The organism is Chelonobacter oris, from assembly GCF_000772535.1.
In the GTDB taxonomy this organism is placed as follows: Bacteria; Pseudomonadota; Gammaproteobacteria; order Enterobacterales; family Pasteurellaceae; genus Chelonobacter; species Chelonobacter oris.
The window spans coordinates 103796-124691 of record NZ_JSUM01000003.1 but is presented as its reverse complement, the minus strand read 5'-3'; the positions used below and the strand labels follow the sequence as shown (position 1 = coordinate 124691).

Below are 20896 nucleotides of genomic sequence, written 5' to 3'. Positions count from 1 at the left end.
TAGGTAAAGTGCGGTATTGAAAAAGTGAGTTGGTCGATAAGCCGGGTTCTGTCGCGGACAATCATTCCTCTAGGCGTTTATTTGCACAAACGCTCAAGCAACCTACCCGAATCCCATGCGGGCCGCACGTTGGATTCCTATTTGGTCTTGCTACGAGTGGAGTTTACCGTGCCGTGAAATGTTGCCACTCACGCGGTGCGCTCTTACCGCACCCTTTCACCCTTACCTGATCTCTTACGAGCCATCGGCGGTTTGCTCTCTGTTGCACTGGTCGTAGGCTCGCGCCCCCCGGACGTTATCCGGCACTCTGCCCTGTGTAGCCCGGACTTTCCTCTCGTCTACTTGTCCTCTAGGTTGTTTTACAACGGTTGAGAGCTTCAATAAACCAGCGATTGCCTGACCAACTCGCTGCGCAGTATAACGGAATTTTTCCGCTTAAGATAGCATTGTCTTGCTAAATTAGGATATTAAGCTAGAATAAATCCGATTACATTTTGCCTCATCTATTATCCCTACAACAAAAGCGTATAAGAGGTCATATAATGAACTATATACAAATTGCCCAAGAAACATTGGCGATCGAAGAAAACGGTATTGCCAGACTACGTACCAATCTTGACGAACAGTTTAGCCAAGTCATCCAGTCAATCCTCGAATGTGAAGGCCGTCTGGTTGTAGCCGGTATCGGTAAATCCGGTTTAATCGGCAAAAAAATGGTAGCGACTTTTGCCTCCACCGGCACACCGAGTTTTTTTCTGCATCCGACCGAAGCTTTTCATGGCGATCTGGGGATGTTGAAACCGATTGATATTGTCATTTTAATCTCCTACAGCGGCGAAACCGATGACGTCAATAAACTGATTCCGAGCCTGAAAACCTTCGGTAATAAAATTATCGCCATGACCGGAAATCCCGAATCTACACTGGCTAAACATGCCGACTATATTCTGGATATTTCGGTTGAACGGGAAGCTTGCCCGAATAATCTCGCCCCGACTACATCGGCATTGGTTACACTGGCACTGGCAGATGCCATGGCGGTTGCCTTAATCAAAGCCCGCGATTTTCAACCGACCGATTTTGCACGTTTCCACCCGGGCGGAAGTTTAGGCAGGCGCTTATTAAGCAGAGTGCGCGATATCATGCAGACTCGTTTACCGATAGTGACACCGGATACCTCTTTTGCCGACTGCATAGACAAAATGACGGAAGGAAGAATGGGGATCGCGATTGTCATGGATAATAAAGAACTCAAAGGCGTTATTACAGACGGCGACATTCGGCGTTCATTTACCTCTATGGGGATTAAATGCCTTCGTTTATATGCCAAAGATATCATGTCTACCAATCCGAAAACCATTCAAGCCGACACCTATATGAGCCAGGCGGAAGATTATATGCGCCTGCATAAAATCCATTCCCTCATTGTCTTGGAGCAAGATGAGGTCGTCGGGCTGTTTGAATTCTCTTATTAAGCGGTGGCAATATGAACAATAAACTCCGTAACATCAAACTGGTCATCACCGATATTGACGGCGTATTGACCGACGGCAGCCTGTACTATGACGCCGACGGCGAAGCGTTAAAATGCTTTCACGTGCGTGACGGATTAGGTATTCGAATGTTAATCGAATCCGGCGTTCAGGTTGCGGTACTTTCCGGACGGGATTCCGCAATTTTACGCAAACGAATTGCCGATTTAGGCATTGAACTGTTCTTGCTCGGTAAACTGGATAAAGAAACCGCCTGTTATCAATTAATGGCGCAAGCCGAAGTCAGCGCCGAACAAACCGCCTATCTCGGCGATGACAGCGTCGACCTGCCCGCTTTTGCAGTCTGCGGCTTTTCCGCTGCGGTTGCCGATGCGCCGGATTATGTCAAACAAGCCGCCGACCGCACGTTAACCCTTGCCGGCGGCAAAGGTGCCTTTCGTGAATTGTCCGATTTGATTTTAGCGGTGCAGGGCAAAGACGGGATTTACCGCTCGGCACAAGGCTTTTTAGCCGCCGCCAAGAAAATGGCGCAATGAAGCCCCATACCGCACTTTTAACACTGAAAGTGCGGTATCAATAGAGTTACTTGATATTCTCCAACCCGAATTGATACAACGCATTCTTTTTACAGCCGTACAGTTCCGCCACAATCGCAGCGGCTTTTTTCAACGGTAATTCAGCGGCAATTAAGCGCAGGGCTTTTACCGTTTCGTCGGAAAAAACTTGATCGGCAACCGCACTTTGCCCTTCTACAATCAATACCATTTCGCCTTTGGTGCGGTTCACGTCTTGCCGTAACCACAGCAACAGATTTTCCAACGTATCGCCGTGAATGGTTTCCCACGTTTTGGTCAGCTCGCGTGCCAATACCACATAACGATGCTTGCCCCAAACCGTTTGCATATCCTGCAAACTGTCCAAAATTCGATGTGTCGACTCATAAAAAATCAGCGTTCTCTCTTCCGATTTCAATGCGTCAAATTTATCGCGTCTGGCTTTGCTTTTTGCCGGTAAAAAGCCTTCAAAACAAAAGCGATCCGATGCAATGCCGGCGGCACAAAGTGCGGTGATGGCGGCACAAGCCCCCGGCAGCGGCACAATGTTAATCCCGGCCTGACGACAATACCGCACCAGATGAAAACCGGGATCGCTGATCAGCGGTGTGCCCGCATCGGAAACCAACGCAATATTCTCTCCTTGCTGCAAGCGCTGAAGCAACACAGCGGCTTTTTGCTGTTCATTATGGTCATGTAATGCAAAAAACGGTTTTTTGATACCGTAATGGCTCAGCAGCAGCCCGCTATGCCGTGTGTCCTCTGCGGCAATCAGATCAACCGATGCAAAAATATCCAGCGCCCGTTGGCTGATATCCTGTAAATTTCCAATCGGCGTGGCGACGATATACAATATTCCTGCTTGATTCTTCATAATTTATGACGTCTTTGATTGATTTTAGTGTGTGAGATAAGTAAGATCCGAAAAGCTATTCTAACGATTTGGAGCCGCTATGCCTAATATTAATATCTCGAATCCCCGTGTACTGCGCATTTTATTGCCACGTTTCAATATTAAACACCTGATAATGCCGTTTTTTATGGTGTTATTTCTGTCCGCCTGTAACGTGGATCTGTTTTCCGGTTCCGGTAATATCTTACAACGTGATGCCAATGCGAATTCCGAATTTTATTTAAATCGGGCGGAACAGGCGCAAAATAAAACGGAAAAAGATAATTATCAACTCTTGGCGGCTCGTGTGTTGCTGACTGAAAACAAAATGCGTCAAGCCGAAGCCTTATTGGCTTCACTGCAAGGCTTGGACAAAGAGCAGACGATAGATAAAAATCTGATTCAAGCGCAAATTTATGCCAACAAACGCGCCAACAGTAACGCCACGGCGACCTTACGAAGCATTGATTTGAAACAACTCAGCAATTCGCAAAAAGCCCGCTACTATATCGCTCAGGCGAAAATCGCCGGCAACCAAAACAATCTGACCGATGCGGTAAAATCGTTGGTATTGGCGGATCAAGTTATCACCGATACCGAAAGAAAGCAGCAAAACATCAATAATATCTGGTCGTTATTACGCGCCGCTAACCCGACGACATTAAGACGCATTGCCCCCGAAAGCGGCGATACCGCACTTAGTGGTTGGTTGTCCTTAATCAACGCCTATAACGGCAATATCTCCCAACCTGAAAATCTGCGGAATGCCGTTCAAAGCTGGAAAAGTGCCTACCCGAATCACAGTGCCGCCTACCTGTTACCGACAGAAATTCAGGACGCCCTGAATTATCAGCAAGTAGCATTGAACAATATCGCCCTTTTACTGCCGACCAGCGGCAATGCGCAATTAATCGGCACAACCATTAAGCGCGGTTTTGATGATGCCCGCGGCACAAGTGCGGTTCAGGTCACCGCTTATGACACCATGACCACCCCAATCGGCGATATCATCGCTCAGGCTAAAGCAAACGGTTCGCAAGCGCTGGTCGGGCCGTTGATCAAAGGTAATGTCGATGCCATGCTCGCCAGCGATACGGCCGGTTTGTCGGTATTGGCTCTGAATTCCACCCCAAATGCCCAACCGATCGCCAATATCTGCTACTATGGCTTATCACCGGAATCGGAAGCCCGTTCTGCCGCCGACCGTATCTGGAACGACGGTGTGCGCAATCCGTTGGTGATTGTGCCGCAAAATGATTTGGGACAACGTACCGCCGCCGCTTTCAACCTGCGTTGGCAGCAACTGGCGGCGACTGACGCCACTACCCAGTTCTATAATTCGCCGAACGATATTTTGGCGGCATTACAAAACGGATTAGGCAATTCGCAAAGCGAACAGCGCAGTGAAACCATTGCCGCCATTACCGGCACCACCGTACAAACCAGCGGTTACACCCGTGAAGACATTCAAGCGCTGTATATCGTTGCCGACAGCAGCGATTTGCTGGATATCAAAAACACTATCAATAATTCCGCATATGGGCGCAGCCTGAAATTATATGCCTCTTCCCGCAGTAACTCCCCGAATAACGGTCCGGATTACCGCTTAACCATGGAAGGGCTAAAATTCAGTGACATTCCGTTCCTAGCCGACACGCAAAGCAGCCAATACAGCCAGATAGCCGGTTCGACCGGTGGCGACTATTCCTTAATCAGATTGTATGCCATGGGTTCCGATGCCTGGCTGTTAATCAACAAGTTTAACGAATTGCGCCAGATTCCGGGTTATACCGTCAACGGTCTGACCGGTAAATTAAGTGCCGGCAACGGCTGCAATATCGACCGTGAAATGAGCTGGTTCGAATATCAGGGCGGTCAGATCCGTGTTCTGAACTAAACCGATGCCCAATAAAAGAGAACAAGGCGCGCAATATGAACATCAGGCGCGCCTCTTTTTGGAGCGTCAAGGCTTGAAATTAATTGCCGCCAATCAGGCTTTTCGCTGCGGTGAGTTGGATCTCGTCATGTCGGACGGCGACACCACGGTTTTTATCGAAGTCAGGCAACGCAGCGATGATCGCTTTGGCGGCGCATGGGAAAGCGTTTCCCGCCAAAAGCAGCGACGTTGGATTCAGGCTGCCGAAGCCTGGCTGAACCGACAGCGAAAAAGTTTGGAGAATTGCGATTGCCGCTTTGATCTCATCACGTTTGAGCCGAAAACATCAACGCCAAACTGGTTTAAACACTTTATTGAATTTAACGATAGCCACAACTATGAATGAACAAGATCAGCTGTTGGATAAAGTCAAAAATGCCTTTACCGAAAGCATTCAAACCCAGATTTCCGCCACTGAAAGCCTGCCCGAACTGATTGTACAGGCGACGGATATGCTGGTTGCCTGCCTACTTGCCGGGCATAAAATCATTGTCTGCGGGCAAGGGCGTTCTAATGCCAACGCACAATTTTTAGTCACAAATTTACTGCACCGTTATCATCTGGAACGTCCCAGTTTACCGGCGTTGTTAATCGGCTTGGACGGTACGCTGGGTTCAGCGATAATCGCCGATAACAATCCTTCACAAATTTTTATCCGTCAGTTCGAATGTGTTGCCCGACAAGGCGATATTTTAATCATTCTTTCGCCGCTGGGACGGGAAGAGGCCATTCTCAACCTGATCCATTCTGCGAACAGCAAGGAGCTGCCGATTATCACTCTGACCGGTCAGCAAAACGATCATATCCGCGGCGCCTTGGGCGAAGATGACTTGGATATTTCCATTCCGGCACAAAAAGAAACCCGTATCATCGAAAATCATCTGTTAGTGATCAATATTTTATGTGACTTGATTGAACATCGCTTGTTTTCCCATTAAGATGGAAGCAATTTAGCGTTATTTATTTTTACGGAGAATGAAAATGCAACCAACCCGACACCTTTCACGCTGGATCAAACTGGCCGTTTTACTGAGCGCAACCCTCGGATTACAGGCGTGTATCACCACCGCCGTCGTCGGCACTGCCGCCGTTGCAACCAAAGTCGCCACCGATCCGCGCACTGCCGGCACTCAAATCGATGATGAAACCTTGGAAGTCCGTGTTTCTTCCGCCTTAAACAAAGATGAAGAAATTAAACAAGATGCCAGAATCAACGTTGTCTCTTACAATTCGCGCGTGCTGTTAATCGGACAAGTACCAAGCGAATCGCTCAAAGAAACGGCTAAAAACTTGGCGAGCGGTGTAGAAGGCGTAACCGATATTTATAACGAAATTCGAGTCGGTGAAAAAATCAGTTTCGGGCAAATCAGTAAAGACGCCTGGATTACCGCCCGTATCAAATCCAAGCTGTTGGTGAATGCCGAAGTCAAATCAACCGATGTCAAAGTCATCACTGAAAACGGTGAAGTCTTCCTGATGGGTAACGTGACCGAAGCGCAAGCCAATGCCGCCGCCGAAGACGCACGCTATGTCGGCGGTGTGTCGAAAGTCGTTAAAGTCTTTTCCTATATTAATTAAAAAGAACGAGATTGTCGCATGCGCCATGTTCAGCGGCGACAATCTCGATACTTTCAACAAAGGATACCGGTTTGCAACATTATACCCCTGCCCGTCATACCCTGAAAAAGCTGACCCTGACCGCACTTTTATCTTGTATTCTGGCGGCCTGTACCGTCAGCGAGCCGCAGCAAGCGGTTGTTTACGGCGATAAACAGTCGCCGCAATGGCAGCAGCAACTGCAACAACTCAATCGGATTCAGGCCTACCGCAGTAACGGACAATTGGGCTATATCAGCCCGGAAGAGCGGTTTTCTACCCGTTTCGATTGGCAATTCGTCAACGATCAGAGTTATCAGCTCCACCTTTCTTCATCACTCAGCGCCAGCACCCTGACCTTCCGCATGACCCCGCAAGGCTTGATAGTGACGGATAATAAAGGCAATCTCCGTGCCGCAAGCAATGCCGGCGAATTACTGAAAGAAATTGTCGGCATGGAGTTTCCAATCCAATTGTTCAGCTACTGGCTGAAAGGGCAGCCGCAAGGCACCAATGATTATCAAATCACGCCGCAGAATGTACTGGCAAAATTAAGCTATCGTTTGAACGGACAGCAATGGTCGGCAACCTATTCGGATTATTACTCGGAACAACTTCCGCCGTTACCGAAAGACATTCTGATTGACGGACAGCGGCAACAATTGAAAATCCGTATTGATGACTGGACATTTTAACGCCTATTATGCTTGAACAGCACACTTTCAGCACCGCACTTGCCCGGCCACACACGACTAACCGTTATCCCTGCCCGGCAAAGCTCAACCTGTTTTTATATATTAACGGACAACGGGCAGACGGTTACCATGAATTGCAAACCCTGTTTCAATTTTTGGATTATGGCGACTGGTTAACGGTTGAGGCACGTACCGATGGCGATATCCGTCTGACACCGCACTTGAACGACGTCACCCCCGAACACAATCTGGTTTACCGTGCCGCCAAATTACTGCAACGGCATAGTCGCTACCCTTTCGGCGCCAATCTGCATCTGGAGAAAATCTTGCCGATAGGCGGCGGACTCGGCGGCGGATCGTCCGATGCCGCAACCGCACTTGTCGCATTAAACCGAATTTGGCAATTAAACCTGACCACCAACCAACTGGCTGAACTGGGTTTGACCTTGGGCGCCGATGTACCGATATTTGTTCACGGACATGCAGCTTTTGCCGAAGGTGTGGGCGAAAAATTAACGCCTTGCCAACCTAATGAAAAGTGGTATTTGGTCATCAAACCGACCGGCGCTATTTCAACTGCGACAATTTTCCAAGCCCCCGGATTGACACGGAATACGCCTAAAAAATCATTAACCGCCTTATTACGGCAAGATTTTTCTAATGATTGTGAAAAAGTTGTCAAGGATCACTATCCAGAGGTTGAACAGTGGCTCAACTGGTTGCTACAATATGCACCTGCACGCTTAACCGGAACCGGCGCCTGTATTTTTGCCGAATTTGACAATCGAATACAGGCCGAAAAAATATATAAACAATTACCGAATACGGTAACCGGTTTTGTCGCCAAAGGCATGAATCGTTCTCCACTGCACCGTTTTTTAGAGAACACAGTGTAAAACACGGCTTGATAAAACTGACCGAAATACTGACGAGATAAAATTTCATCGATTGCAGTGCAATCATACGTTATCAATATCATCCAACCTGGGGTTAAAAAATGCCTGACATGAAGCTCTTTGCCGGAAACGCCACGCCGGCTCTGGCCCAAAAAATTTCCGAACGTCTCTACACATCTCTCGGTAAAGCGACCGTCGGTCGTTTCAGCGACGGAGAGATCAACGTGCAAATCAATGAAAATGTTCGTGGCAGCGACGTTTTTATTATTCAGTCCACCTGTGCGCCGACCAACGATAACCTGATGGAATTGATTGTCATGGTTGATGCCCTGCGCCGTGCTTCCGCCGGACGTATTACCGCCGTCATCCCTTATTTCGGTTATGCCCGTCAGGATCGCCGCGTCCGCTCCGCCCGCGTTCCGATTACCGCCAAAGTAGTTGCCGATTTCCTCTCCAGCGTCGGTATCGACCGAGTTTTGACCTGCGATCTTCACGCTGAGCAAATTCAGGGCTTTTTCGATGTGCCGGTCGATAATGTATTCGGCTCACCGGTATTAATCAATGATATCGTCAAAAAAACCGATCTGACCAACCCGATCGTGGTCTCGCCGGATATCGGCGGTGTTGTACGGGCAAGGGCGGTCGCAAAATTATTGAACGACACCGATATGGCGATTATCGACAAACGCCGTCCGCGCGCAAACGTATCGCAAGTGATGCATATTATCGGCGAAGTGGCTGATCGCGACTGCATTCTGGTCGACGACATGATCGATACCGGCGGTACGCTTTGCAAAGCGGCAGATGCCTTAAAAGAACGGGGCGCACGCCGAGTCTATGCCTACGCAACCCACCCGATTTTCTCCGGTAATGCGGCAAAAAATATTGCCGGCGGCGCTATTGATGAAATCGTGGTCACCGACACCATTCCTCTGGCTCCGGAAATCGCAGCCCTGAACAACGTGCGGGTATTGACACTGTCCGGCATGCTGGCCGAAGCTATCCGCCGTATCAATAATGAAGAATCGATTTCGGCCATGTTTGACTGATTTTCGTATGACTATAAAAGACCGCATGTGCGGTCTTTTTACAATAAAATGCACTATATCAAAACTCTTTAGAAAACATTAACCGCATTTGTTTGTTTTGATAGGTATTGAGCGGAATTGTAGAGCGGTTGTCGGTATAGTGAAACGATAAACGCGGTGCGAATCCTTTCCATGACCAATCCCGTTTTAAGAAGTCAACACTGCCGCTCCAGCGTTTGTCGTGACGTATTATCCCAAAAAACGGGGAGACATCACGATAATCGGTTTTGCCGTAGGCAAGTTGTCCGCCGATGGTCAATTGTAACCAATCGAACTGGTGGCGTATGCCTGTTTGGAAAACTAAGCTGCGATTGGAATAACGTTTTTCTGCCGCTTGGTTAAAACCTTGCTGTATTCCCCAATAATAGATCGTTTTACCTTGTGAAATATGCGTTAAACGCGTATTTAGCCAATGCTGCCAGCCACGCTGATAAGCATATTCAGGACGATAATGCAGCTGTTGTGTTTCCCACGACAGCGATAATTTCCAGTTCGGTCGCAAACGTCGGTTGTAATCCGCCCGTCCGACCACGCCCTGATACAACCCTTTGTGCCGATACAGCAAATGATGCCCGCCGACAGCAATATCAAGCGAATGGCGGCGCTGATTGCCGAAGCTGCGTCCGATCATCAGGCGTGTTGCGGTTTGATCGTTACGGCGATTAGCATAATCCAAATTAAACAGGCTGCCGTTGACAAACCATTTATATTCTTTCCCGAAACGCTTTTCACCGTCAACGGAGAATTGCAAACCGATACCGCGCTTGGCACGGCTATTCTCGCTCAGCACCACTTCTTTTCCCTGAAAAATGACCGATCGCTGCGTTGTTGCCTGATTAACATTACTGTTCGGTAATAATGCAAATTGCAAGTTGAGATAAGCCGTTTGCGCATTTAAATGCTGTAGAATGGCATAAACGTTACTTTCCACATTTTGCGGCAACTGCTGGCTTAAGGCTAAATTAAACTGGTATTCCGAGGCTTTTATCTCGCCTGATTTTGCTAAAACTTTTGCCAACTCAAGGCGCGGACGATGCAGATTGCTGTCAATCGCCAACATTTTACGGTAATAGCCGACCGCACTTTGCCACTCCTGCTGCTGTTCGGCAATCTGCCCTGCCAGAAACAAGCCGTGCAGCGATGGCGGTGTGTGTACCAACAATGGCGTCAATGCTTGTTTTGCCCGTTGCCACTGCCCGTTTTTCATTAAATCCAGCACTGGCGGCAGCACCTGCTTTTCTAATGCAAGCGTGTGTCGATTCGGCCGCGCGGCTTGTTGCGGCAACAAGGCTTCAAGTGCGGTATGGGGTTGATATTGTTGCGGTTGCGGTAAGTTTTCTGCCGGAAACGCAACCGCACTTTGTGCCTGTAACAACAGCGGAAGTACGGTCAAAACAATGATGTTGAAGAGAAAAGAACAGCGCATAATCATAAATCCAATAAAAAAGAAAAAACACAAGGGACAGACTATCCCTTGTGTCAGATAAAAGTGCGGTTAAACGTTATTCACGACGTGCGCCAAAGCCGCCCAGATAATTTTCACTCTTATCGCTGTTGCTCACGCCGAAAACACCGCCGATTTCGTCGGCATTCGGGCCGTAAAAGCGCCCGTCAACCTGTCCGGTCATTTTCTGATCGGCGGTTTTAATTTCGCCTTTGAAATTATTACTTGCGCTATGCCATTTTGCCGTGCCGGATAAATCCAAATCGGCTTTCTCGGTTCCTTCATTTTTGTCGAATTGATAAACCTTGGTATTATCCGTTTTAAATTCCAGCTCTCGTTTGCCGAAATCCGCTTTTACCGTGACATCAGCCGTAATCAGATCCGTTCCGTTCGAACGATGTTTAGTGCCGCTGGAAATCCCCTTATATTCGCCTTGCCCCTGTGTCGGCAGGCTGGCAACCGGCGTTTGATCACCGATACTTTGGTAAACGGCGTCGGCTTCGATATTCCCGGTTGCCTTAAAGCTGCCGTATGTTTGGTAATTCCAATCAGCCACTGCCGGATCGCGAAAGAAATAGGCCGGACTGGCATTACTGGTATAAACGCCGGCGTATTGTCCGCCGGCTTTCAACCCGCCATCGAGTCCGTCTTGCCCGTCAATTCCGGGGCGGTAAGTTGTAACATGTTCAAGTTTTTCACCGAGCTTATGGCTAAACAGCGCAAACGGTTTTGACGCACCGGTTAAGATAGCCGATAATTTTCCGTCCTCACTGTAAGTCACGTGACGCAATCCGGCAAAATAGATATCGCCCGTACCGCCTTTTTTCACTTTAAATTCAACCCGATTTTCGGTTTCACCGTCAACGGTCGAATGATGCAAACGTACGATCGACGAGGTGAATTCGTTATAGGTAAAATTCGGAGTTAAGAAATGCCCAGCCTGTGCTTTTGCCTTATTGGCTGCCGGCAAAGGCGCCGTCTGCTCTTCGTTGATCGGTGTCACCGGCGGCGTGCTTTCCGCTTCCGGCTCAGGCTCGTCTTGCGGTTTCGGCACGTCTACCGGCGCCAACTCCTCAATCGAAACCGGTGCCGGTTTAGGCGTATTTACCGGTGTTGACGGCTCATTACCGCCTGTGGATACCGGCGCAGGCTTGGTAACAGGACGTATTTCCACCGGTGGGTCATAGTGTTCGACTCCGCCGCCTCCGCCGCAGGCGGTCAGCAAAAATACCAGTGACAACGGCATCGCATACAACGCTATATTCTTCTGCTTCATGTTCTTGATTTCCTGTTTTTATTATTAATTAAAATTTTATTTCCAAACTGAGGGCAAAATTCCGCCCCGGTGCCGTCAAGCGATTGTAGCCGTGTCCGTAGGCTTCGACTTGATCGGCTGTCGAAATCCCCGCTTTTCCCACTTGGCGCAAAGATTCCCAAGTGATGTATTTGGCATTCATCAAATTATAGACACCGCCGCGCAAGGTGACATTTTTGCCGATTTCGGTATAACCGGTGAGATCCCAGATGTACCAAGATTTACTGGTTTTGCGTACAATGCCGTTCTGGCGCACGCCACGAATATCAATATTCGGCAGCACCGTAACCAGCTCAGACGCTTTTTTGGCATCAGAACGTGTGAAACGCACACCCACGCCCCATTTGCCCGACGGCGCATCATAATCAACCCCCAGCACCGTCTTGGCGGGTTGCAGCGTATCCATGGCAAAACTACTTTCAAGCCAGTTTGATTTGTCTCCCGACAGCTTGCCTATTTTACGCGGCCGCACTTTGCTGTAGGCTGCCATACCGCTGAAACCGGCCGGAATCTTATCCCACAACGTATGAAAATCAATCATACCCTTGATATTGAATCCTTCTGAAAAAGCTTCGGTTTGATTTCCGATATAATTGACTCGTCTATCGTCAACCAGCTTCGATTTTGTGGTAATAAAATTCTTATAATCGGTACGGAAAATATTCAGGGTTAAATAGCCGACATTGCCGTGTAAATCAAAACCGATTTCATGGTTCAACGCCTCTTCCTGTTTGATTTTTTCACGTTCCGCCCCAAGCGTGTTATCGAGGCGCTCAAGTCGCCGCATCACATCCGTGCCGTACATTTCCTGTGAATTCGGCACGCGAAAACCGGTACTGGATTTATAATGCAGCGAGAAATTCTCGCTTAAATTCAGGCTTGCACCCGCCGTCCATGAAAGATTGCTGTAGTGATCATTTTTAAAGTGCGGTAATTGCGAATTAAAGGCATGGCTGTCGTAACGGATGCCGCCGATTAAATCAAGGTAACGCCCTACCTGCCAGCTATTGCTGACGCCCAAATAATAAGATTTTCCATGAATCGGATAATTATTCGGCGATGGTGTTTGCGTGTCTACTCTCGGCATGGTAATAATGTCCGGCAGTAATCCGGTGGCATAAATATCGACCGAGCCGTCAAAATTTTTGAGATACCCTTTGTGCAGATACGTTTCGCTGAGATCAAATTTTGAGCGTCCGATACCGGCTACCAGATCGATATCATGTTTGATTCCCCAGTAATCCCACTGTTTTTGGGCATTAAAACGCAGCCGTTTATATTTCTCGTCCAGTTTGGTATCCGTCCGTCTCCAGAGTTGAAACTCGGAATGGTTGTTTACCCCGATGCCCAGCGGCGCCCCATATAATGGATTGTCGGGATCACGATTTACATCGGTCAGCATGTTCCCCTGATAGGCAAAAATACGACAATCACGCTCCGGTTGATTACCTCTCAACGTACAAGAAGAGTGAGTGTAGCGGGATTCAATCACCGTTTGATCACGATCCAACTCCACTTTCAAGCGATCAAACAGCGCATTTCTGTTCTCTGCCTGATATTCATAAAATATGCCTACCCGTTTTTTGCTGTGATCATGATCAACAAACTGGTAGGTCGGAAATAAAGTGCGGTATGGATAAGAGTGGTTCCAATTCGGATTAGCCTCTTTCCAGCTGTGGTAAAACGCATTTTCAGAACGTTTTTCGATTTCACGCAACTGCTGCGTATTTTCAAACAACACGCCGATTTTATGGGAAGGGTTAAATTCATACTGGAATTTGCCGTACCACGAATCAGAACGATAGTCCATTGGGTCTGCCGCACCGCGTGTCGGGCCGTAAACCTCATTCGGAGACAGATCAAGCGTCGCAAAGCAATCGCTGGGTAATTCTTTGCCAAGACAATTTTCACCTTGTGGAAAATATGCCGGCCGCGTTACGTTCCAACCGCCGGCTCTCAAATCCTGATATTGGTATTCCGTCGGAAACATTCTCGTCATAGTTTGATTGGGCGTATCTTTATGGGCTTTTATCTCTTTGCCGTCACGACGGGTATATTGTATCAAGCCGGCAAATCCGCCGACTCTTGCCGCTGCGGCAATCGATTTACTCCAACGTTCATCCTTACTGCCGTAACGATTGATAATATCCAAGCCATAATTTTGCCCCGGCTTAATCACGTCATCAGGATCTTTCGATGTGAACATCACCGCACCGCCCAGCGCACCGTTGCCCGACAATACCGAGTTTGCCCCTTGGCTGATCTCAACGCTTTTAATATTTTCAAATTCAATCTCGTTTTTGGCGCCGCTAAAACGCCCCGAAGCATTAGATTCCGGTGTATAGTTTTGTGCTTGCGGAATCCCGTCGACCGTAATCGCCACCCGATCACGATCAACCCCGCGAATGGAATAACCGGCCGATGCCCCGGATCCTTGCTCATTAACGGCAATGCCCGGATCATAACGGGTTAAATCGCGAATATCGGTCACTTGCTCTTTTTTGATTTGATCCGCACTTTTAAGCACGCTGGTCAGACTACGCTGCGCTTTGCTGCTTTCACCGCCGGCTTTTGCACTGACCTGAATTTCTTCCAGTTCTTCATCGGCATAAGCGCTCAGCGGTACGGCAAGACTGCCAAATAACGCATATGCGACAAGATGGGTTAACAGATTGATTCTGAACCTTTTATTCACTTCTTGCTTGCTTCTCATTGTAGTACCTGAAATAAGTTGAAAATAAATTTAGAATTATAATTAATGATAATTGTTATCATTTCTTTGTACAAAGGACGCAGATTAAATCAAGTTATTTATGACAGGTCAATGCAGAAAATTCTAATTTTGTGACAGACATCAAAGAAAAGCACTAAGATGACAATACTTCAAGAAAGCAAATGATTTTACGAAAGCAACACTGAAGGATAAACGGGTAGAAAAAAATCGGGCGTTTCAGCCCGATTAACAGGATAATTTGTATTTGTTATGCCACTTTACTGACATCCCAAAAATCAATTGCGGCATTGACCACCGGTTTGATGATGCCGCTACGTACGGCAAAATCACCGAAACTTTCATTCGACCGGCGATTTTTTGCCCAGTCACCGATCCAGCTGTCGAGAATTGCCAAAATTTCGTTTTCGGTAATATTTTCCTTGAACAAGCGTGGAATGCGGGTTCCTTCCGGATTGCCGCCGACATGCAGGTTATAGCGCCCGATCGCTTTGCCGACCAAGCCGATTTCCGCCAACATCGCCCGACCGCAGCCGTTCGGGCAGCCGGTGACACGCAGCACGATATGATCTTGCGCCACGCCGTGTTTTTGCATCAATGCATCAATTTGATCACTAAAGTGCGGTAAAAAACGTTCGGCTTCCGCCATGGCCAGCGGACAGGTCGGCAACGAAACGCAGGCCATGCTGTTTTCCCGCTGCGGTGTGACGGCATCATCAATCAATTTATGATCACGTGCAATCCGTTCTATCTTGGCTTTATCACGGGTAGAAACACCGGCAACAATCAAATTCTGATTGGCGGTAAGACGGAAATCGCCTTTATGGACTTTGGCAATTTCACGCATACCGCTCTTGAGCGGTCGGTTCGGGAAATCCAGCAAACGGCCGTTTTCGATAAACAGCGTTAAGTGCCATTTTTTGTCTTCACCCTGCACCCAACCGATGCGATCGCCGCGTTCAGTAAAGTGATACGGTCGGATCGGTTCCAGGTTTGCCCCCATCCGCTTTTCAATTTCCTCCGTAAATACGTCCATGCCGACACGTTCGATGGTATAACGCAATTTGGCATTTTTGCGATCACTGCGATTGCCCCAGTCCCGCTGCGTGGTGACAACGGCTTCGGCACATGCCAACACATTTTCCAGCCCGATAAAACCCAGTTCTCTGGCGGTGTTCGGATAGGTTTTGTGGTTGCCGTGTTCCATTGACAGCCCTCCGCCGACCAACACGTTAAACCCGATCAACTTGCCGTTCTCACCGATTGCGACAAAATTCAGGTCATTGGCATGTAAATCGACATCGTTATGCGGCGGAATCACCACGGTGGTTTTGAATTTGCGCGGCAAATAATTTTTACCCAATACCGGTTCGGTTTTATCATGTGATTCTTTTAACAGCGGTTTAGACAGTTCGGTGGTGAACACTTTTTCCCCGTCCAACCAAATATCGGCGTATGCAGTCGTTTTCGGCAATAAATGTTCGGAAATTTTCTTCGCCCATTCGTAGGCTTCACGGTGCAGATTACTTTCTACCGGATTGGAGGTACACAACACGTTCCGATTCACATCGCCGGCGGTGGCAATCGAGTCCAGCCCTAAATGATGCAGCCATTGGTGCATCGGTTTGATGTTGTGTTTCAATACGCCGTGAAACTGGAATGTCTGACGATTGGTCAAACGGATACTGCCGTAATTGGTGTGCTGTGTCGCAAACTCATCAATCCCCAGCCATTGTTTCGGCGCAATAATGCCGCCCGGCAAGCGACAACGCAGCATCACATTTTTATTCGGTTCCAGTTTTTGCTCCAGCCGTTCGGCACGAATATCGCGATCGTCTTGTTCATACATGCCGTGAAAACGGATCAGCTGAAAATTGTCTTTGACAAAACCGCCGGTCAGCTGTTCGTTCAAATCATCGGCAATCGTGCCGTGCAAATAGTCACTCTCGCCTTTCAGCCGTTCGTTATCCGCTAACGGTTTGTCTTTCCAATCGGTTTTTTTATCGCTCATTATTCACTCCAAGTTCAAATTTTAGTACACATCACGTTGGTAACGTTTTTTCTGACGCAATTCGTCCAGATATTCATCGGCATCTTCCACACTCATCTTGCCTTGTTGGGCGATAACGTCCAATAACGCCTGTTCAACATCTTTCGCCATTTTTGTGGCATCGCCGCAAACATAAATATGCGCCCCTTGTTGCAGCCACTGCCACAGTGCCTCAGCCTGTTCACGGATTTTATGCTGCACATAAATTTTTTCGGCTTGATCGCGCGACCAGGCAAAATGGTATTTATGCAAGTAGCCCTCTTTGGCAAAAGCCTGCCATTCGGTTTGATACAAAAAATCATCGGTAAAGTGTTGATTGCCGAAAATCAGCCAGTTTTTGCCCGATGCTTCCTCGACCGCTCTTTGCTGCACAAACGCTCTAAATGGCGCAATGCCGGTACCGGAACCGATCATAATAATCGGTGTCTTGTTGTCTTGCGGCAAGCGGAAATTATCGTTATGCTCGATAAACACCTCGACCTCCGCATCTTCTTGCAAACGATCCGCCAGATAACTCGATGCGCCGCCGCTGCGGGTTTTGCCGTCATATTGATAACGCACTACGCCGACAGTAGCATGGACTTCTTCACCGACTTCATCGGCACAAGAGGCTATCGAATATAAACGCGGCGTGAGCGGACGCAGCAAACCGACAAGCTGTTCCGCCGTCAGCGCAAACGGATAGGTTTGCAATACGCCGATAATCGGTGTTGACTGAATATAATCCTGAATCGCTGCGGCACTGGCCGTGCTGGCAGACAAGGCTTCATTGCCGACCAAATCGGCATAACCTTTAACAAAGTGCGGTGTATTTTGCGTGATTTCGAGCGAATGGATCAGCGCCGCTTTCAGGCTGACCGCACTTCCGTTTATCTCAACCCGTTCACTGCCGCTTAGCGATACCGCTTGCAAAATTTCGTCCGCGAGTGTCGGATCATTTTTAAACCAAACGCCCAAGGCATCGCCCGGTTGATAGTGCAACCCTGAACCGGATAAATCAAACTCCAAGTGGCGCACATCTTTTTCGGCATTGCGTGCGGTAATTTTCTGACGTACGGACAGCGTTGCCGGAAACGGTTTTTCTTTATTGTATGGCGAGACGGCAGTACCGACCGCAGGTTGTTGCTCGCCGGTTTGTCGGACGGCAACCGCACTTGCAGTGGCTTGCCGCTGTTGCAATATATCACCGATCCGTTCGATCCAGTCTTCTGCCGCCGTCTGATAATCCAGATCGCAATCCTGCCTGTCTAATAGACGTCTGCCGCCCAATTCCGCCAACTTGCTGTCGAAATCTTTGCCTGCCTGACAAAAATCGGGATAAGAGCTGTCGCCCAATCCCAATACTGCAAATTCGGTTTGGTTTAGTTGCGGCGCTTTTTTCCCGAACAAAAATTTATGCAGGCTGACCGCTTCCTCCGGCGGCTCGCCGTCGCCTTGCGTAGATGTGACCAATAATACGATTTTTTCGTTTGCCAGATTTTTCGGTTTATAATCGGCGGCGGCGATCAAGCGGACATCAAGTGCGGTTGCGGCTAATTTGGCTTTCAGCCGCTCCGCCACGTTGCGCGCATTGCCGGTTTGTGAAGCCGAAATAACGGTAATCCGCAACGCTTCCGTTTGTTCAAGGACGGAAGTGCCTTGCGCAGCAACACCACTGCCGTCCGCGAGTTGTCCGGTTTGCCGATTTTGCGCTTCACTCCAACAGTAACCCGACAGCCAAGCCAACTGTAACGGTTCGAACGCCGCCAACGTTTTTACCAGTTCGGGCGGCAGCGGAAAATTCGTTATTGTTTCGTTTGTCATCGTTTAAATATCCCCACATAATCAAATCTATTGAAATCCATTTATTCAAAATTCAGAATCATACCGGCCGCCACGGTATGGTAAGTGGCTTCATCAATCAGAATAAACGAGCCGGTGGCGATATTTTCCTGATAGGTGGTGCAGCAAATCGGCTTTTGCAGCGTTATCCCGACCTCGCCCAAATCATTCATATTCAGGGTGTCGGATTGCGTAACATTGGTCAGCGTATGCACGTCCAAAACATGATTCACACGGCTGACTTTAGCGAATACGGTTTGCGTTGTATGCTTCAACAGGTATTTTCGTGCCGGATTCAGCGGACGCTGATCAAACCAGCACAGTGTCGCCGTCAGCTTTTTACTGGCCGAGGTAACGGAATCCGCCGCTAACAACGTGTCGCCGCGTGAAATATCAATATCGTCCGCCAGACAAATCGTCACTTGATCGCCTGCGATCGCATGCTGCACCCTGCCGCTCGGACTAAAAATTTCACGGATCGTACTGTGGCGCCCTGTCGGTTCGATCCGCACTTCGTCGCCCACTTGCACACTGCCGGCTTCAATCCGCCCTTGATAACCGCGGAAATCGTCTTGTTTATCACTGTCCAAACGGCTCACCAATTGCACCGGAAAATGAAAGGTCGCCCGTTCCAGCGAGACGTTTTCATAACCCGGTAACACTTCCAAAATCCCTAACAGCGCCTCGCCTTGATACCATGGCGTGTTATCACTTTTATGAACGATGTTGTCGCCCTGTAAGGCGGAAACCGGTACAAAGCGGAGATCCTGCCGTAAACCTAACTGCTGCGCCAACGTGCGGTAGGCCGTGCAAATTGCATCAAATTTTTGTTGATCGAAATCCAGCAAATCCATCTTATTTACCGCAACTAAAATATGCGGACAATTCAGCTGTTTTAAAATCGCAGAATGGCGTTTAGTTTGCGGCAGTAACTGTAACGGTTGCCGGGCAAAATCCAGCTGTGAAGCGTCAATCAGGACAACCGCCGCATTGGCGGTGGACGCACCGGTGACCATATTGCGGGTATATTGTTCATGCCCCGGCGTGTCGGCGATGATAAACTTGCGTTTGGCGGTGGAAAAATAGCGATATGCCACATCAATGGTAATGCCCTGTTCACGCTCGGCTTCCAGCCCGTCGGTCAGAATGGAAAAATCAATCACTTCCGCACTGTTTTTTGATTTATCCAAGCTCAGCAGTTGATCGCTTAACAGCGCTTTGCTGTCATACAGCAAGCGCCCGATCAGGGTGCTTTTGCCGTCATCAACACTGCCGGCGGTGATAAAACGCAGCGGGGCTTGAGTTTTGATAGAAGAAATTTGGTCAATCATAGTCGACTCCTGCAAAATTTATTTTGATCATTATTTTTATTCGCCTAATCCACTGTTGCGGCGCCGACGGATTAAAAACCGAAGCGCGGCACAGTGAATTGTGTTAGAAATAGCCCTGTTTTTTACGCTGTTCCATAGCCGCTTCACTCACCTGATCGTCTAAACGTGTTGCGCTGCGTTCGGAAATTTCGACTACGGCGGTTTCTTTAATAATGTCAAGTGCGGTTGCGGCGGTGCTGGCGACCGGACATGTGCAACTGATGTCGCCGACGGTGCGAAAACGCACGGAAAGCACTTCACTGGTCTCATTGGCGGCTTTCGGCGTAATCGAGGTGACCGGCACTAATAACCCTTTTTTACGCACGACTTCCCGTTGATGGGCGTAATAAATTGACGGTAATTCCAGCTTTTCACGGGCGATATATTGCCAAATATCCAGTTCCGTCCAGTTGGAAATCGGGAACACCCGCATATTTTCGCCTTTGTGCAGTTTGGCGTTATACAACGACCACAATTCCGGTCGCTGTGCTTTCGGATCCCATTGTCCGAATTCATCACGGAACGAGAAGATCCGCTCTTTGGCGCGTGCTTTCTCTTCATCGCGCCGCGCGCCGCCCATCAAAGCGCTGAAACCATGTTCTTCAATGGTTTCCAGTAATGTGACCGCTTGTGCGGCATTGCGAGAATCGGTCTCTTTACGCAGCACCACCGTACCTTTTTTAATCGAATCCTCCACATGCCCGACCACTAGACGGGCATTCAATTTCGCCACCTGCTGATCCCGAAAGGCGATCACCTCGGGATAGTTGTGTCCGGTATCGATATGCACCAACGGAAACGGCAGCATCAGTCCGCGTCCTTCCAGCTGAAAAGCCTTGCGCGCCAATGCCAGCAACACCACCGAATCTTTCCCGCCGGAAAAGAGTAACGCCGGTTTTTCACATTCGGCGACAACCTCACGGATAATGTGAATCGACTCCGCCTCCAGCCAATCCAGATGGCTGTCTTGTAACTGTTGCGCTACGATTTGTGTCATCTCTTGATTCCTTATTTT

17 protein-coding genes and 1 other RNA gene are annotated in these 20896 nt (G+C 48.6%); 9 read left to right on the top strand and 9 right to left on the bottom strand.

Translation table 11 applies throughout. The annotated features are described in order from the left end of the window. Positions 1–21: 21 nt before the first annotated feature. An RNA gene (rnpB, locus tag OA57_RS12240) (RNase P RNA component class A) lies at positions 22–408 on the bottom strand. Between the two features lie 134 nt (positions 409–542). On the opposite strand from rnpB, the gene OA57_RS02015 reads away from it, so the two are divergent. Both OA57_RS02015 and OA57_RS02010 read left to right on the top strand, forming a co-directional pair. After that, on the top strand, positions 543–1475 hold the full coding sequence (locus tag OA57_RS02015) for a KpsF/GutQ family sugar-phosphate isomerase (protein ID WP_034612780.1): 933 nt from the start codon (positions 543–545) through the stop codon (positions 1473–1475). An 11-nt stretch (positions 1476–1486) separates the two neighbouring features. After that, positions 1487–2029: a KdsC family phosphatase gene (locus OA57_RS02010; RefSeq protein WP_034612777.1), complete on the top strand. Its 543-nt coding sequence runs from the start codon at positions 1487–1489 to the stop codon at positions 2027–2029. A 46-nt stretch (positions 2030–2075) separates the two neighbouring features. On the opposite strand, the gene rsmI is transcribed toward OA57_RS02010, so the two are convergent. Further along, positions 2076–2921, bottom strand: a complete 846-nt coding sequence (gene rsmI, locus OA57_RS02005) for a 16S rRNA (cytidine(1402)-2'-O)-methyltransferase (protein WP_034612773.1) — start codon at positions 2919–2921, stop codon at positions 2076–2078. A gap of 112 nt (positions 2922–3033) precedes the next feature. Here rsmI and OA57_RS02000 point away from each other — a divergent pair, with 112 nt between their 5' ends. The 7 genes from OA57_RS02000 (at position 3034) to OA57_RS01970 (ending at position 9111) form a co-directional block, all read left to right on the top strand. Beyond that, on the top strand, positions 3034–4836 hold the full coding sequence (locus OA57_RS02000; RefSeq protein ID WP_034613542.1) for a penicillin-binding protein activator: 1803 nt from the start codon (positions 3034–3036) through the stop codon (positions 4834–4836). A 4-nt stretch (positions 4837–4840) separates the two neighbouring features. After that, on the top strand, positions 4841–5221 hold the full coding sequence (locus OA57_RS01995) for a YraN family protein (protein WP_034612771.1): 381 nt from the start codon (positions 4841–4843) through the stop codon (positions 5219–5221). A gap of 10 nt (positions 5222–5231) precedes the next feature. Next, positions 5232–5813, top strand: a complete 582-nt coding sequence (locus OA57_RS01990; protein ID WP_034613539.1) for a D-sedoheptulose-7-phosphate isomerase — start codon at positions 5232–5234, stop codon at positions 5811–5813. Between the two features lie 37 nt (positions 5814–5850). Next, complete coding sequence (gene dolP, locus OA57_RS01985) at positions 5851–6453, top strand: division/outer membrane stress-associated lipid-binding lipoprotein (protein WP_034612770.1); 603 nt, start codon at positions 5851–5853, stop codon at positions 6451–6453. Between the two features lie 71 nt (positions 6454–6524). Beyond that, the gene (lolB, locus tag OA57_RS01980; protein WP_052122331.1) at positions 6525–7166 is read left to right on the top strand and encodes a lipoprotein insertase outer membrane protein LolB; all 642 of its coding nucleotides are present in this window, start codon (positions 6525–6527) and stop codon (positions 7164–7166) included. An 8-nt stretch (positions 7167–7174) separates the two neighbouring features. Continuing rightward, complete coding sequence (gene ispE / locus OA57_RS01975; protein ID WP_034612768.1) at positions 7175–8062, top strand: 4-(cytidine 5'-diphospho)-2-C-methyl-D-erythritol kinase; 888 nt, start codon at positions 7175–7177, stop codon at positions 8060–8062. Between the two features lie 101 nt (positions 8063–8163). Beyond that, positions 8164–9111 carry a ribose-phosphate pyrophosphokinase gene (locus tag OA57_RS01970; RefSeq protein WP_034612765.1) on the top strand — a complete coding sequence of 316 codons (948 nt, stop codon included), beginning with the start codon at positions 8164–8166 and terminating at the stop codon, positions 9109–9111. A 58-nt stretch (positions 9112–9169) separates the two neighbouring features. Here OA57_RS01970 and OA57_RS01965 read toward each other — a convergent pair whose 3' ends face one another. The 7 genes from OA57_RS01965 to cysD form a co-directional block, all read right to left on the bottom strand. Beyond that, complete coding sequence (locus OA57_RS01965) at positions 9170–10576, bottom strand: surface lipoprotein assembly modifier (protein ID WP_034612763.1); 1407 nt, start codon at positions 10574–10576, stop codon at positions 9170–9172. Between the two features lie 76 nt (positions 10577–10652). Then, entirely contained in the window at positions 10653–11870 is a 1218-nt protein-coding gene (locus OA57_RS12225; RefSeq protein WP_052122330.1) for a transferrin-binding protein-like solute binding protein, read from the bottom strand. 28 nt (positions 11871–11898) lie between these two features. Beyond that, on the bottom strand, positions 11899–14622 hold the full coding sequence (locus tag OA57_RS01955; RefSeq protein ID WP_034612760.1) for a TonB-dependent hemoglobin/transferrin/lactoferrin family receptor: 2724 nt from the start codon (positions 14620–14622) through the stop codon (positions 11899–11901). Between the two features lie 268 nt (positions 14623–14890). Beyond that, the gene (cysI, locus tag OA57_RS01950) at positions 14891–16651 is read right to left on the bottom strand and encodes an assimilatory sulfite reductase (NADPH) hemoprotein subunit (protein ID WP_034612758.1); all 1761 of its coding nucleotides are present in this window, start codon (positions 16649–16651) and stop codon (positions 14891–14893) included. A 21-nt stretch (positions 16652–16672) separates the two neighbouring features. Then, entirely contained in the window at positions 16673–18493 is a 1821-nt protein-coding gene (cysJ, locus tag OA57_RS01945) for an NADPH-dependent assimilatory sulfite reductase flavoprotein subunit (protein WP_034612756.1), read from the bottom strand. Between the two features lie 41 nt (positions 18494–18534). After that, complete coding sequence (locus OA57_RS01940) at positions 18535–19842, bottom strand: sulfate adenylyltransferase subunit 1 (protein ID WP_407637066.1); 1308 nt, start codon at positions 19840–19842, stop codon at positions 18535–18537. Between the two features lie 103 nt (positions 19843–19945). Then, entirely contained in the window at positions 19946–20878 is a 933-nt protein-coding gene (gene cysD / locus OA57_RS01935; protein ID WP_034612753.1) for a sulfate adenylyltransferase subunit CysD, read from the bottom strand. Positions 20879–20896: the final 18 nt, after the last annotated feature.

Bases quoted from the DNA above. Each gene is read 5' to 3' on its own strand.
- OA57_RS02015 (WP_034612780.1), top strand. From the start codon at position 543: ATGAACTATATACAAATTGCCCAAGAAACATTGGCGATCGAAGAAAAC.
- OA57_RS02010 (WP_034612777.1), top strand. From the start codon at position 1,487: ATGAACAATAAACTCCGTAACATCAAACTGGTCATCACCGATATTGAC.
- rsmI (WP_034612773.1), bottom strand. From the start codon at position 2,921: ATGAAGAATCAAGCAGGAATATTGTATATCGTCGCCACGCCGATTGGA.
- OA57_RS01995 (WP_034612771.1), top strand. From the start codon at position 4,841: ATGCCCAATAAAAGAGAACAAGGCGCGCAATATGAACATCAGGCGCGC.
- dolP (WP_034612770.1), top strand. From the start codon at position 5,851: ATGAAAATGCAACCAACCCGACACCTTTCACGCTGGATCAAACTGGCC.
- ispE (WP_034612768.1), top strand. From the start codon at position 7,175: ATGCTTGAACAGCACACTTTCAGCACCGCACTTGCCCGGCCACACACG.
- OA57_RS01970 (WP_034612765.1), top strand. From the start codon at position 8,164: ATGCCTGACATGAAGCTCTTTGCCGGAAACGCCACGCCGGCTCTGGCC.
- OA57_RS01965 (WP_034612763.1), bottom strand. From the start codon at position 10,576: ATGCGCTGTTCTTTTCTCTTCAACATCATTGTTTTGACCGTACTTCCG.
- OA57_RS12225 (WP_052122330.1), bottom strand. From the start codon at position 11,870: ATGAAGCAGAAGAATATAGCGTTGTATGCGATGCCGTTGTCACTGGTA.
- OA57_RS01955 (WP_034612760.1), bottom strand. From the start codon at position 14,622: ATGAGAAGCAAGCAAGAAGTGAATAAAAGGTTCAGAATCAATCTGTTA.
- cysI (WP_034612758.1), bottom strand. From the start codon at position 16,651: ATGAGCGATAAAAAAACCGATTGGAAAGACAAACCGTTAGCGGATAAC.
- cysJ (WP_034612756.1), bottom strand. From the start codon at position 18,493: ATGACAAACGAAACAATAACGAATTTTCCGCTGCCGCCCGAACTGGTA.
- OA57_RS01940 (WP_407637066.1), bottom strand. From the start codon at position 19,842: ATGATTGACCAAATTTCTTCTATCAAAACTCAAGCCCCGCTGCGTTTT.
- cysD (WP_034612753.1), bottom strand. From the start codon at position 20,878: ATGACACAAATCGTAGCGCAACAGTTACAAGACAGCCATCTGGATTGG.